At 28.8% G+C, this 12,791-nt stretch carries 19 protein-coding genes; all 19 read left to right on the top strand.

The annotated features are described in order from the left end of the window. Positions 1-194: hypothetical protein (locus GQ540_RS04000; protein ID WP_291797691.1), on the top strand; the 194-nt coding region annotated here is incomplete at its 5' end. Beyond that, a complete protein-coding gene (locus GQ540_RS03995) occupies positions 172-477 on the top strand; it encodes a hypothetical protein (protein ID WP_291797688.1) in 306 nt (101 codons plus the stop codon). The genes GQ540_RS04000 and GQ540_RS03995, both read left to right, overlap by 23 nt. A 9-nt stretch (positions 478-486) precedes the next feature. Further along, positions 487-690 carry a hypothetical protein gene (locus tag GQ540_RS03990; protein ID WP_291797685.1) on the top strand — a complete coding sequence of 68 codons (204 nt, stop codon included), beginning with the start codon at positions 487-489 and terminating at the stop codon, positions 688-690. Beyond that, positions 691-1,128, top strand: coding sequence for an HNH endonuclease signature motif containing protein (locus GQ540_RS03985; protein ID WP_291797682.1), 438 nt, complete (start codon positions 691-693; stop codon positions 1,126-1,128). A gap of 122 nt (positions 1,129-1,250) precedes the next feature. Further along, complete coding sequence (locus tag GQ540_RS03980) at positions 1,251-1,622, top strand: hypothetical protein (RefSeq protein ID WP_291797679.1); 372 nt, start codon at positions 1,251-1,253, stop codon at positions 1,620-1,622. Positions 1,623-1,848: 226 nt separating this feature from the next. Beyond that, positions 1,849-2,181: a KTSC domain-containing protein gene (locus GQ540_RS03975; protein WP_291797676.1), complete on the top strand. Its 333-nt coding sequence runs from the start codon at positions 1,849-1,851 to the stop codon at positions 2,179-2,181. Next, on the top strand, positions 2,182-2,379 hold the full coding sequence (locus GQ540_RS03970) for a hypothetical protein (protein WP_291797673.1): 198 nt from the start codon (positions 2,182-2,184) through the stop codon (positions 2,377-2,379). A 92-nt stretch (positions 2,380-2,471) separates the two neighbouring features. After that, on the top strand, positions 2,472-4,865 hold the full coding sequence (gene dnaE / locus GQ540_RS03965; protein ID WP_291797671.1) for a DNA polymerase III subunit alpha: 2,394 nt from the start codon (positions 2,472-2,474) through the stop codon (positions 4,863-4,865). Continuing rightward, entirely contained in the window at positions 4,865-5,101 is a 237-nt protein-coding gene (locus tag GQ540_RS03960) for a phosphopantetheine-binding protein (RefSeq protein ID WP_291797668.1), read from the top strand. The genes dnaE and GQ540_RS03960 overlap by 1 nt, the downstream gene beginning before the upstream one ends. Positions 5,102-5,116: 15 nt before the next feature. Beyond that, positions 5,117-5,683 carry a hypothetical protein gene (locus GQ540_RS03955; protein ID WP_291797666.1) on the top strand — a complete coding sequence of 189 codons (567 nt, stop codon included), beginning with the start codon at positions 5,117-5,119 and terminating at the stop codon, positions 5,681-5,683. Continuing rightward, entirely contained in the window at positions 5,683-5,946 is a 264-nt protein-coding gene (locus GQ540_RS03950; RefSeq protein ID WP_291797663.1) for a hypothetical protein, read from the top strand. The genes GQ540_RS03955 and GQ540_RS03950 overlap by 1 nt, the downstream gene beginning before the upstream one ends. Beyond that, positions 5,933-6,928 carry an SPFH domain-containing protein gene (locus tag GQ540_RS03945; RefSeq protein ID WP_291797660.1) on the top strand — a complete coding sequence of 332 codons (996 nt, stop codon included), beginning with the start codon at positions 5,933-5,935 and terminating at the stop codon, positions 6,926-6,928. Before GQ540_RS03950 ends, GQ540_RS03945 begins: the two co-directional genes overlap by 14 nt. Positions 6,929-6,936: 8 nt before the next feature. After that, complete coding sequence (locus tag GQ540_RS03940) at positions 6,937-7,248, top strand: hypothetical protein (protein WP_291797658.1); 312 nt, start codon at positions 6,937-6,939, stop codon at positions 7,246-7,248. A 21-nt stretch (positions 7,249-7,269) separates the two neighbouring features. Further along, the gene (locus GQ540_RS03935) at positions 7,270-8,343 is read left to right on the top strand and encodes a hypothetical protein (protein ID WP_291797655.1); all 1,074 of its coding nucleotides are present in this window, start codon (positions 7,270-7,272) and stop codon (positions 8,341-8,343) included. Between the two features lie 141 nt (positions 8,344-8,484). Further along, complete coding sequence (locus GQ540_RS03930; protein ID WP_291797652.1) at positions 8,485-9,255, top strand: hypothetical protein; 771 nt, start codon at positions 8,485-8,487, stop codon at positions 9,253-9,255. Between the two features lie 558 nt (positions 9,256-9,813). Then, the gene (locus GQ540_RS03925; protein ID WP_291797649.1) at positions 9,814-10,017 is read left to right on the top strand and encodes a hypothetical protein; all 204 of its coding nucleotides are present in this window, start codon (positions 9,814-9,816) and stop codon (positions 10,015-10,017) included. A gap of 10 nt (positions 10,018-10,027) precedes the next feature. Continuing rightward, positions 10,028-11,197 carry a hypothetical protein gene (locus tag GQ540_RS03920; protein ID WP_291797647.1) on the top strand — a complete coding sequence of 390 codons (1,170 nt, stop codon included), beginning with the start codon at positions 10,028-10,030 and terminating at the stop codon, positions 11,195-11,197. Beyond that, positions 11,197-11,388: a hypothetical protein gene (locus GQ540_RS03915; protein WP_291797644.1), complete on the top strand. Its 192-nt coding sequence runs from the start codon at positions 11,197-11,199 to the stop codon at positions 11,386-11,388. The genes GQ540_RS03920 and GQ540_RS03915 overlap by 1 nt, the downstream gene beginning before the upstream one ends. Then, positions 11,385-12,224, top strand: coding sequence for a hypothetical protein (locus GQ540_RS03910; protein WP_291797641.1), 840 nt, complete (start codon positions 11,385-11,387; stop codon positions 12,222-12,224). The genes GQ540_RS03915 and GQ540_RS03910 overlap by 4 nt, the downstream gene beginning before the upstream one ends. Positions 12,225-12,791: the final 567 nt, after the last annotated feature.

Raw genomic sequence — 12,791 nt, 5'->3', positions numbered from 1 at the left:
TTTCGTATAATGTAATTGAAAATGATGACAAATATCTTGTTTCATGTGGAACTGTTGGAAGTGTTAGTTTTGAATTAACAAATGAAAACGATGCAATCTATTTAACTAATTTATTTAATATGATTAGAGATAAATTTAATCTTGACACTATTGATGAATTTAATAAGAATCTTGAAAAAAATCTATTGGGGTAATAAAATGTCAGAAGAAATTATGAAATTGGAAAACTGGAGTATTATAAAAAAAGGTGCTACTCATATAGCAAACAATTACTTAAATCCTGATTCTATTATTGGCAGTAAGATTAAAGGTCAAGTTTATGGTAATGATAAATTTGATAAAGGTGAATCTATCTTTACAGGAAAAGTTAAAGACTTTAAAAATGGTACTGTCTTTACTGATTATGGTAAATATAAATTAGGTAAAGTCAATGGAACTTATGCTTCAAGATATCCAGAAGCTAAAAAAATGTTATAGGAGAAAATTATGTCAAATGCAAAGTCATTAATTGGGTGTGCTGGTTTATTCTATCTATTTTTTGCAATAGTGGTTGGAACAGGTTGGGTAATGAATATTAATAAATTATCAAAATGCGATTTTAAAGAACCATATAAAGCAGAAATTATTCATAGTATTGGTATTATTCCACTGGTTGGAATGGTAACTGGATGGATGGATATTGGCAAATAGATGTTTTTAAAAATAGTTGATACCACTGTTAAACCTGAATATATAGAATTTGGATTTGGTGCTAATAAAATAAATATTAGACCATTCAGCATTTCAGAAGAAATGTTTGATAATTGTTTAAGAGCAATTAATAGATTTACTAATTTTAATATTTGTAATTGTTGGGAATGGGAAGGTAGAAATCATAATGGATATGGTAGTATCAATGTAGCAGGATATAAATCTACAATGTGGGTTCATAGAGTGTCCTATGCGTTATTTAATGGGGATATTCTTGCTGAAAATGTTATTGATCATAGATGTAGAAATACTCTTTGTTTAAATCCTGAACATCTTATACAAGTTTCTCATATTGATAATTGTAAAGCTATTCATCGTAGAAAAAGAAGAGATGAAAGAGCAATTATAGATACAAAGCAATACAACTTATGGGAGTGAATCATGAAACATATAATTATATGTTTCATGTGAAGAGCAATTTACTTGCATAAAATGTGGCAATGTGTTAGGTTATTGGGCATGCGGATCATTTGATCCATCATTCAAAATTAATTTTCCAAATGATTAAAATACCAGATCATCTTATATATAGTTTAGAAGAAATGATTAATGAAATGTATGAAAATCAACTTGAAGTATGTTTTGTTCCTGATCCTGAAAGGGGTGAAGGTAGATGTAAAAGAGTTGCTTGTTCTAGCAATGTTCAATGGTATAAAGATCTTTGTTCTATGTATCCAGATTCAAGATTATCTGGTAAATTTAAAAATAATCCTAGAACTATAATAAAAAAGATAAGTATTTTAAGAATATTAAAAACTTTGATTAATAAAAAATGTAGTAGATCTATATATGCTGATTATTTAATTGACATAGCACAAAGTAAGTTTGAAATATATGAAAGAAATTTAATATCTTGGAATGAACAATTTTAAAAGTGGTAAAGTAAATAGGATATCTTAATATGTTAGATAATATTGAAATAACAAACTGTATTGCAATAGGGGATAATGCTCAAGTTACTAAGTCGTTTGAAATTTGTATTAGGACAACTTCACTAGAGGGGAGAACAATAATGACTCCTAACGAAAGAAAGGTTATTCAGACAGTGATAAGAAGAATGGATTTTAAGAAAATATAAACGATAATTAGAGGAATGGGATGAAAAACGATGAAGTTGGTTATGATAGCCAAATGAAACTAACAACAGGTCAATATAATGTAGCATTTGGAAAAGCTAATGTGCCAAGTAAAACAATACAAAAGGAGAAAGTTATGAGTGTAAGATTTTTTGATGTAACATCATCAAATATTAAACAAATTGGATATGATCAAAAAAAAATGGTCTTGGTTATTAGATTTAAGAAAGGTGGAGAATACCATTATAGTAATTTTTTAGAAAGTGATTGGGCTTTATTTTGTTCTTGTGAATCTGTTGGAAAACATTTCCATTCACATATTAATAAGAATTTTGAATTTTCAAAAGCTGAATAAATGAATCCAAAAAAAATAGCAGATATATCAAGTGATGTTATTGAGATGTTAAATGGGTTAAAATCATATTCATCATTGACTAGTTATGAACAAATTGTTATATTGAAAGTCACAGCAAATGTTTTGACTGAAATGAATAGTCATATTGCAATAGGTCAAATGATTCAAGCTCAAATCAATAAATTTAATGATGAATAAACAATTATGAAAATTCTTTACATAGATAAATGCATCTTTTGTTACCTTCATATATTTGACGATAATGACATTATTAAAAGATGGGGTAAAAATTGCAAAAACAAGAAAATAAAATAGATATAGAAGAATATAAGAAAAGGTTTAAACATGAATTTTCCGTAATTAAAGATAAAGGATTTGTTAAATATTTTTTAATTGTTTTTGATTCTATTGAATATTGTAAAAAAAATGGGATTATGACTGGTGCTAGGGGTAGTGCTGCTGGATCATTAGTATCTTATTTATTAGGAATTATTGATATTGATCCAATACATCATAAATTAATCTTTGAGAGATTTTTAAATCCTGCCAGGATTTCCCCTCCAGATATTGATGTAGATTGTGAAAAAGATAGAAGAGAAGAATTAACAAACTATCTAAGGACATTATACGGAGAAAACAAGGTAGCATCTGTAAGTACTTTTTTAAAAATGGAAGATAAAGGAGTTATTAGAGATGTGTCAAGAATATTTGAAGTTCCTTTGTTTGAAGTAAATAAATTTTCAAAAGTTATAATTGATGGGCTTGATGACGCTCTTGAAAAGCCAGAAGGATTAAGATTTGCTCAAAAATACCCACAAGTAATTAAACATGCATTGCGCTTGCGGAGCCAGCCAAAGTCTTATGGTCGCCATGCAGGGGGTATTATTTTATCTAAATATGACTTAAATAGTGGTAAAAATGCACATTTAGTAAATAGGAATAAAACAATATCTGTTAATTTTGACAAAAATGATAGTGAGTATTGTGGTCTTTTAAAATTTGATTATCTTGGATTATCAACATGGTCTGTTATTTCTGGTGCTTTAAAACTAATTAAGAAAAATCATAATAAAAATATAAATTTATATAAAATTAATCTTGAAGATGAAAAAGTTTTTAAAAATATATCAAATGGTCAAACTATTGGATTATTTCAAATATCTACATGGGTATTGACAAATTTGATAAAGCAATCAAAAATAAATAATATAGATCAATTATCAGATCTGCTTGCTATTTGTCGCCCAGGCCCATTTGATTCTGGAATAACCGATAAATATATAAAGCGAAAGAATGGTGAAAAATGGAAAAAGAAACATCATATGTACGAGGAGATAACTAAGGATACATATGGAGTCGTTATTTATCAAGAACAAATTATGTTCATATTTAATAAAATTGCAGGATTGTCAATGGGTGTTGCTGATGAAATTAGAAAAGTTATCAGTAAAAAGCGTAATGAAGAAGAATTTGAGCCATATAAAATACAATTTATTGATGGTTGTAACAATCTTGGTTATTTTTCAGAAAAAGAAGCACTTGATTTTTGGGAAGAGTTAAAAGCACATGCTAGATATTCATTCAATAGGAGTCATTCAATATCATATGCATTTATAACTTATTTTACAGCATGGCTAAAACAATATTACCCTTATGAATTTATATGTGCTGCTTTAACATACGGATCTGAAGGACAAAAGATTAATTTAGTTAAAGAAGCTGGTAGGATGAAACTTGAAATTGTTCTTCCTAGAATTGGAAAATCAGATGTAAGAAAATGGACTTGTAGAAATAAGAAATTATATATACCATTTATAGAAGTTAAAGGTATTGGTAAAAAAACACTTGATAAAATTAAAAATATTAAACTTAAAAAAGGATTCTTTTCAAATGAAGAAAAAATAAAAGGCAAGTTAAAAACTATACTTAAAGATATCGGTGCTTATACTGGTGAAGTTACTGAGGATGTAGATAAATATTTTGACTTAGGTATTGTATTTAATCCTAAAATAAAGTATCCTAAACTTGCAGCATTAGTTGGAGATATAGATGACTACAATGTAGATGATTTAATCAATTGTAATTTTAAAGATAGAAATTTTGCAAAAGAAAATAATATTAAAGTGCATTTTAAAAATTATATTGCTTGTAATAGCTGTTCTTTAAGAGATATAAGAGATTATGAAACACATCCTATCAAACCAGTTGTTGGAAAATATAATATAGGTATTTTAAATGGTAGTCCTGATTGGAAAAATAAAACTGATTATAGATTTTTTGATAATCATCAGATAAAGAAATTAAATCATGAATTGGACAAATATGGATTTGATTTAGAAGATTTTTATATCTCCAGTATTGTTAAATGTAAATCAAAAAGAGTTCAAAGTAAGGAAGAAATTGAAACTTGTTCAAAAAAATGGTTGACAAAAGAACAATCAAATGTTAGGATGCCGATAGTTCTTTCATTTGATAATATAGCTATTCAAACATTTATAGGTGAACCAACTGGAATAATGAAATATAATGGAACAACTGTTTGGAATGAAGAATATGGATTTTGGGTATGTTATTGTGTCAATCCAAGACTTGCTATTTGGAAACCAGAAGATTTTGGTAAGCCATTTAGAAAAGGAATTAAAAACTTTATAACTACTTTGGAACGAATTGGAGGGTTTGAATAATGGACATTGAAGATAGGATATTATTTATAATTAAAGAACATTTATATTTGGCAGATAAATCAATTGTGGGAACTGATGACATTATTGATGATCTTGGTGCTGATTCACTAGATTTATTTGAATTAGTTATGGTAATGGAAGAAGAATTTGATCTTGAAATTGCTGATTATGATTGGGATAAAGTAGAGAATGTAGATGACATTATTAGTGTAATAAAACGCTTGACAAACAAATAAAACTATGGTATTAATATGCTTGATCCAGATAATGATTTAAGAATAGATAAATTTGCATTAGATGATGAATCACAAAACCTGTCTTATCTTATTGGTGAATATGACAAGTTATGGCATCATGAAAATGATAAATTTTTAAAATATACTGCTCAGTTGGATAATCTTACAGATAAATTAAAATCATTAAAAGGTTCTCTTGCTTTTAAAGCAAAGATGAAATGGGAAAGTATTGATGATTTTGATAAATCTCCTACTGATAAAGTAGCAGAAAATTGGGTATTTACCCAACAAGAGTATAAAGATCTCATTAATGAGATATCGGAAAAGAGAGGTGAACTTGCTAAAGCACAATCATTAGATAATAAATATAAGAATTTTCATTATGCTCTAATGGCTAAAGCAAGTAAGATTGATGATTTAATTAGATTATATTTAAATGAATATTATTCCAGACCTGATAAAGTTCTTGACAAATCTAATAAAAAAGAGTTAAGTAATAATAGCTTTACTGAAACAACTAATGATTTAAATGATAATTTGAAAGAAAAACTATTGACAAGAAAGAAAAAAAAGGTTATATAATGAAGAAGATTTTATTTGCAATTATAGGTTTAATATTTTTAGGGGTTAATAAATTCTTTACAACTGCAACAACTGCAAGTTTAGCAGTTATGCAATTAGAAGATAGTAAAGTTATTTATGGATTATCATCAAATTTAGTTAATTCAAATATAAATTATTGGTTGTATTATATAGGTTGTATATTTCTATTAACAAGTGTCCTTTATCATGTAAAGGATATAATTAATAATAAGAATGGGGATAAAAAGAATGAAAAAGATTAATGTAGTTTTAGCCGGAGTGTTATTGTTTGGAAGTGTTGCATGTTTAGGGCCAGCAAAAGTTGATAAGTATGTAGAGATTAAGCCAAATGAAACAGCATTTGTTATTCCACTTGAAGGTGCTACTTCAGATCAAGGAAAATTTGATTCTGTAGATTTTTTAGCTAAAAAGAAAGTTGCTACAAAACGTATTTATCTACCACTTAAAAAGATTAATACAGGTAGAATGTATTGGAATTATAAATGGGTTCCAACTGTTCGTGTAATAACAGTTGATAGAAAACCAATTACTTTTACTTGGGAAGATGCAAGTGGAATTAAAGTTGAGTCTAATGATTCAATTGGGTTTAAGGTAGGAATTAATATCTCTGGTCATGTATCAGAAGAAGATACTGCATTGTTTTTATATAATTATCCTTCTGGTAATTTAACAACTATTTTAGCTCAAGTTGTTAAATCTAAAACAACTGAAGATTTATCAAGATCATTTGCTAAATATAATCTTGAAGGATCTCCAAATATTTATAATAAAGCTGGTAAAGTAATTGTAAAAGAAGTTAAAGGTGCTAGACAAATGAAAGGTGACATTGTCGATGATTCAAAAAAGAATATAGTTGCATTTTTTGCTAAAACTGGTGTAACAATTGATACATTTGGATTAATTGGAGGTCTTGCTTATGAAGATGCAACAATTCAAGATTCTATTAATGATAATTTTAAGTCTGCTCTTAATATTAAGGATCAAGATAATAAAAGACTTGCTCAAGATAAAATTAATGAAAAGAAAATTGCTCAATCATTAGCTGATAAAAAATCAGCAGAAAACTTTGCTAAAGCTGCTGAAGCACGAAAGAAACAAGTTGAAGTATCTAACTCAGTTTATTACGCTAAAGCTGCTCTTGTAAAGGCAGAAAGATGGAATGGTGTACTTCCAACAATGATGCCTCCAAATGGTGCTGGATTCATTCTTGATATTGGTAAATAGGTTATATAATGAATGGTGAAGAGTCCACTTTATTTATTTTTATATTATTTATTATTACTTTGATAATAGCTGTCAATATAAAAATAAATAATATTGACAAAACAAATATTGACAAAACAAATTATGCAAGAGATAATATGGAGAGGTTTGTTGATCCAATTTACCCTGGAATAAAAATAATTGGATTGTCTTGTGGAGAATCGGGAAATATATTTAATTATGATAGTTGTACAGCAAGTTTGAAAGATGGAAATAATTGGTTGACAATCACAGCAGATTGTGGTAAAAAAATAGTAGATGAATGTACAATAGATAACTAACAATAAATAGGGAGATACACAATGGCGTTTGACAGAAAAAAAGCTAAAGAAGCACTTAAACAAAGAATGGAAGAAAATGAAAAAATGGGGGATAAGGATTCAGGATTTGTAACTTATTTCAATCTACCGGAAGGAATGGAATTGTGGATACCTGAAATTACTGAAAAAGGTAATGAACATATGTTTGACATTGTTCCTTTTGAAGTTGGTAATAACTTTCCAACCTATCCAAAAATTAGCAAGCCTGGAGTTTCAATTTCAAAGCTTAAAGAAGGTGATCCAACATACTGTATGAATGTTTTTATCCATACAAATGTAGGGCCACAGAATTTAAGGATTGTATGTCCAAGTGAAATGTATGGTTTAGATTGTCCAATTTGTGAACAACGGGATAGTGAGCTTGCTTTAACTAAGATTAAAGAAGAGCGTAGAGAAATCTATAAAAATTACACTATTCAACATCGGATTATTTATAATGTTATTGTTCGTGATGGCGGTGAACTTGAAGAAAAAGGAGTTCAAATTTTTGAATATCCTTTTAACTGGATGGAAGATAAACTTCAAAAGCTTAAATTAAATAAACGTACTGGAGAGGAGAAACTTTATGCATCTCCAGATGATGATGGTTTTACAATTTTCTTTAATACTCAAAAGTCTGGTGATAATTGGACTGTTGATGGACATGAATTAGTTCCTAGAGAAAAAGGTGATATTATTTCTGATGCAGAGATTGATGCTGCTGCTGCTCTTGATGGAATTATCAGTCCAATGGATTATGATGATATTGTTAAAATGTTTTCAGTTAAAACCCATTCTAAAAAAGATGAGGAAAAAATAGAAGAGAAGAAAGAAAAAGTAGAGGAAAAAGTAGAAGAAAAAGTAGAAGAAAAACCATTAAAGACTCGAAAAAAATTGAAAAAGAAGGAAGATGAAGGTATGGGAGATGATGTTCCACTTCTTGAATGTCCTTTTGGTGCTAAATTCGGAGATGATTATGATGAGTATAATGAATGTGATACTTGTGAACTTAAATCAAAATGTCAACTTCAAAAAGAAGGTGGTAGTAAAAAGAAAAAAAGTTTAAGTAAAAAATAGGTTTTCACCAAAGGATTATTTAATCAATAATCTGATATGAAATCCTTATGGGAAAGGCAAGTAAACTGGTAGGGTGATTCCTAAGAAGTGCTTGCTTATTACCATTAAATTTAATTTAAAACTTATTATGGGGATATTAAGATGGGAAAATTACATGAATTACTTGCAGTAGAATCAAATTTAAAAGGTATTAAAAATAAAATCATTAATGAAACAATAAAGACTTTCAAAAAAGACAATCTATTTATGGGATTTTCAAGAAGTCTTAAAATGTTTGATGATGAAGATTCATATATGAACAGAATTGATGAAAGTCAAGAAATGACTACAACTGTTTGTGATAAACTTGAATATATGTCTAAGAGTATTATTAAAGCTTTTGATGGTATTCTTCAAAAAGAATCAACAAACCAAAATGCAGTAGCTGATCTTATTGTTGATGGGGTTGTTCTTGCTGAAAAAGTTCCAGCAACATATCTTCTTGGTCTTGAAAGTGAAATGAAAGAACTAAGAAAGGTATATGATGCAATTCCAACACTTTCACCTGGAATTAAATGGGTGCTTGATGAAACAAAGGGTAGTAATACTTATTCAAGATCTACTCCTGAAGAATCATTAAAAACTGAAAAAAGGCCGCAACATAAAGTTATAGTTCCACCAGCGTTTCCAAAAGATGGTGAAGGTGGGCAAGCACTTCCTGCTCAGATTGAAACATGGAAGGAAACTGTTAATATTGGAAAATTTTCAAAAGAAGTTTGGTGTGGTATGATTACTCCAACTGAAAAATCAAAACTTATTGGTAATGTTGATAATCTTCTTCGTGCTGCTAAACAAGCACGAATGAGAGCAAATAGCACTACTGTAGAAAAGAAACGAATTGGAGAAGCAATTTTTAAATATATTAATTCATAGTTATAATTTTTGGGTCAGCTTTATCATTAACCTTATTTTTATTTTCTAAGGGTTTGGCACTTGGAAAGAATCAGATTGAGTTTATTGCACCCACAAATTTATATTTCCTCATTGATGTTATTGGATCTAATGTTCTATTAAACTGAAGGTATGAGTTCGATTCTCATTCTCCCTACCATTTTCTAAGTGTATAAATATTTATATGTTTTGAAAATTATAGGGAGATAGCAAATAGGTTTGCATCAGTATTTAAACTAAAATTTAGATCTCAAATGTTTTCAATTATAGGAAATTACTGATTGACTTGAAATCAATTAATAAACTACTAGAGGGATAGAACAGGTTAGTTCTATCCCTCACTTTTTTCTAATTAAATGTTATTATATTATGGGGGTGTAGCACGACCTATGTAACCCCAAAGAGATAATTAGCCTGTAAATGTTGCAACATGAACGAGTGAAAGTTCTTGAGGGTGCTAGTAAATTGCCGGATGAAGTGATCACTGGATGGTACTCGGCTACTCCACCATAATATAATAAATAAAAATAAGGAAATAATATGAAGACTATTCGTGATGAATTAGAAGATGCTATTAAATTAACTGAAAATGAAATTAAGGAATCATTACAAAGATTTCATAATGATACAGGAATGATTCCTAGATCAATTTCATTCAAATTAATTGATATAAAATCTTGTGATATGAATGAACCAGGAAAAGTTATTATTGTCAATAGAGTTGATTTGTTAGCAAATACATAAGGAGAATTAAATGCCTAGACCTAAAGGAAGTAGAAATAAGATGAGTGATTCTGAAAAAGTTGCAGATAAAATTGATGGTGCTATTGAAAATATGGATGAAAGTGATGATGTAATTGAATATGTTGACAAAGATAAATTAATCCCCACTGGTTTGACATTATTAAATCTTGCTTGTACAGATACTATTGATGGTGGAGCAGGAATGGGTAAGATTAATACTATTCCAGGCTCTTCATCTAGTGGAAAAACATTTTTGGTTTATAATATGCTTGCAGCAATAGCAAACAACCCTAGATTTGATGAATATGAATTGATTTTTGATGATGTTGAACATGCATCAGAATTTAATATATCTCATTTATTTGGAGATAAGCTTAAAAATAGAATCATTTCTCCACGTTATGATAAAAATGGCATTCCAATCAACTCAAATACTATTCAAGAGTTTAAAAGTAATATTCTTATGAAATCAAATGAGGGTATTAAGTTCATATGGGTTCTTGATTCACTTGATGCTTTATCAACAGATGAAGAAATAGAAAAGGAATATAAAGAAGCTGTTCGTGATGCAAAATCTCCTGAACATATAAAAGAGCTTAAAGGCAGTTTTAATACTGAAAAAGCAAAAATTCTTGGTCAAATACTTAGAATGATTAAGAAAGAAGTTAAAAATACTGATTCATCAGTTAATATTTTACAACAGTTGAGACAAAAAATAAATGCAGGGCCATTTGAAAAGAAACATGCAACCAGTGGTGGAGAAGCACCATATTTTTATTCAACACATCAATGGTGGTTGTCTAAAAAAGCATCTCATAAAGATGATATATATAAGAAAGTTATTGGTCAAAGAACCAAACTTGATGTTTCTAAGAATAAAATGACAGGTAAAAAGAGAACTATTGAATTTGATATATTTGATTCTTTTGGTATTGATAATATTGGAGCAAATATTGATTTTCTTTTAGAGAATAATATTTGGAAAAAAGCAGGAAAAACAATCAAGGCTCCTGAATTTGATATGGATTTTACTTCAAATTCAGATGGGAAAGCTAAAGATCAACTAATTGATTATATTGAAAATAATAATCTTGAAGAAGACCTTGATGAAATTGTTGGTGTTTCTTGGAGCTACATCGAAGATTCTATGAAATTAAAAAGAAAGAAGAGGTTTTCATAGTGAAAAAATTCTTTAATATAAAAACAGATCATGTTTATTACAAATTAGATGAAGTTGTAAATGCAACAAATGATAGAGATGGTCAAATAATGGTCATGTATTCTCCACAATTTGGGAATGATGTATCAAGTGGAGTTATTTATGTTAGGGAAAGAAAAGAATTTTATGAAAAGTTTAAGGAGATTAAATGAAGATAATAGTTGATTGTAATTACATGTGTTACACCGGAATGTTTGCCCTTCAAGGTCTTAGTTATAATAATCAACAATCAGGTATTATCTTCAACTTTATAAATAAGATTATTAAAGTTGCCAATAATCTTAAAATAAATGATTTTATATTTATATGGGATTCAAGACGATCTAAAAGAAGATTGATGTATACACCATATAAACATAAAAGGAATAAAGATAAAACTGATGAACAACTTGAACTTGAATCAATTGCTTTTCCACAATTTGAAAGATTAAAAGATGAAATTATACCTGATCTTGGATTTAGAAATAATTTCATGCAAGAATGGTATGAGGGTGATGATTTAATAGCATCAATAGTTAAAAATAAACCAGATTCTTATTTAGTATTATCTAATGATAAGGATGGATATCAACTTCTTGATCATTGCAGCATGATGAATTTTAAAGAGAGAGTTTATACTAAAAATGATTTAATGACTGAATTTGGATGTACTCCTAAAGAATGGGAGGAAGTTAAACAATTAGGTGGTTGCTTGAGTGATAATGTAGAAGGTGTTTCAGGGGTTAAAGAAAAAACAGCTATAAAATTTATGCATGGCAAAATGAAACCAGCATCAAAAACATTTAGAAATATATTAATGACTGCTCCACTAATTAAAGAAAGAAATAAAACATTGACAAAACTACCATTTAAGGGTACATTAACACCAAAGATAAAGGATTTTGAAAAATTAGACATTAAAGATTATATAAGTGTTTGTAATCGTTATGGCTTTAGAAGTTTAGTAACAGGAGATAAACTTGATAAATTTCGTGAAAATTTTTGCTAGGAGGGGGAGAAAATTATGAAATATTTATTAATTATTATCGTTTCAGTAATTTACATGGTCGGTGGTGTATACTGTGAAAAGTATAACTTGATAGTTTCGCCTTCCTATTTTGCTATTTATGGTGCATTTTTTGGAGCTGTTCTGATGGGTATCTGCTTTTCTCGCTAACGTCCATAATCAGTGGAACAATTAAGATATAAGAAAGGAAATAACATGTGTGACACATGCACAACATACGACATTGCAGGTTTTACAGTACAAGAAAACGGTATGGTAAGAAATGACAGTGGCACAATAATAGGGCGATTATCTGACTTGGCAGAAACCTCAAAAGGCGTAGCCCTATTGGGTCAAGTTGACCGCATAGTTCGGAGCCAATACCATGATAAATGCCACGATTGCGGACAGTTTTTGAAAGAAGAAAAATGGGTCGCTAAAAACCACCAATGGAAAAAACATGCTCTGTGTGCAGAGTGTTTAAGCGCTTATGACTATCCAGAGTATTAGGCACCGAACGATGATGTAAATAAAATACAAACTGAAATAAAAAAATATAAAGAGGATTGA

Origin of the sequence: Lutibacter sp. (assembly GCF_013139515.1) — a bacterium.
Lineage (GTDB): Bacteria > Bacteroidota > Bacteroidia > Flavobacteriales > Flavobacteriaceae > Lutibacter.
The sequence above is the reverse complement of the archived record's forward strand: the minus strand, read 5'-3'. Positions and strand labels throughout refer to the sequence as shown.

Bases quoted from the DNA above. Each gene is read 5' to 3' on its own strand.
- GQ540_RS03925 (WP_291797649.1), top strand. From the start codon at position 9,814: ATGAAGACTATTCGTGATGAATTAGAAGATGCTATTAAATTAACTGAA.
- GQ540_RS03930 (WP_291797652.1), top strand. From the start codon at position 8,485: ATGGGAAAATTACATGAATTACTTGCAGTAGAATCAAATTTAAAAGGT.
- GQ540_RS03960 (WP_291797668.1), top strand. From the start codon at position 4,865: ATGGACATTGAAGATAGGATATTATTTATAATTAAAGAACATTTATAT.
- GQ540_RS03950 (WP_291797663.1), top strand. From the start codon at position 5,683: ATGAAGAAGATTTTATTTGCAATTATAGGTTTAATATTTTTAGGGGTT.
- GQ540_RS03990 (WP_291797685.1), top strand. From the start codon at position 487: ATGTCAAATGCAAAGTCATTAATTGGGTGTGCTGGTTTATTCTATCTA.
- GQ540_RS03970 (WP_291797673.1), top strand. From the start codon at position 2,182: ATGAATCCAAAAAAAATAGCAGATATATCAAGTGATGTTATTGAGATG.
- GQ540_RS03955 (WP_291797666.1), top strand. From the start codon at position 5,117: ATGCTTGATCCAGATAATGATTTAAGAATAGATAAATTTGCATTAGAT.
- GQ540_RS03975 (WP_291797676.1), top strand. From the start codon at position 1,849: ATGAAAAACGATGAAGTTGGTTATGATAGCCAAATGAAACTAACAACA.
- GQ540_RS03945 (WP_291797660.1), top strand. From the start codon at position 5,933: ATGAAAAAGATTAATGTAGTTTTAGCCGGAGTGTTATTGTTTGGAAGT.
- GQ540_RS03940 (WP_291797658.1), top strand. From the start codon at position 6,937: ATGAATGGTGAAGAGTCCACTTTATTTATTTTTATATTATTTATTATT.
- GQ540_RS03935 (WP_291797655.1), top strand. From the start codon at position 7,270: ATGGCGTTTGACAGAAAAAAAGCTAAAGAAGCACTTAAACAAAGAATG.
- GQ540_RS03910 (WP_291797641.1), top strand. From the start codon at position 11,385: ATGAAGATAATAGTTGATTGTAATTACATGTGTTACACCGGAATGTTT.
- GQ540_RS03980 (WP_291797679.1), top strand. From the start codon at position 1,251: ATGATTAAAATACCAGATCATCTTATATATAGTTTAGAAGAAATGATT.
- GQ540_RS03985 (WP_291797682.1), top strand. From the start codon at position 691: ATGTTTTTAAAAATAGTTGATACCACTGTTAAACCTGAATATATAGAA.
- GQ540_RS03920 (WP_291797647.1), top strand. From the start codon at position 10,028: ATGCCTAGACCTAAAGGAAGTAGAAATAAGATGAGTGATTCTGAAAAA.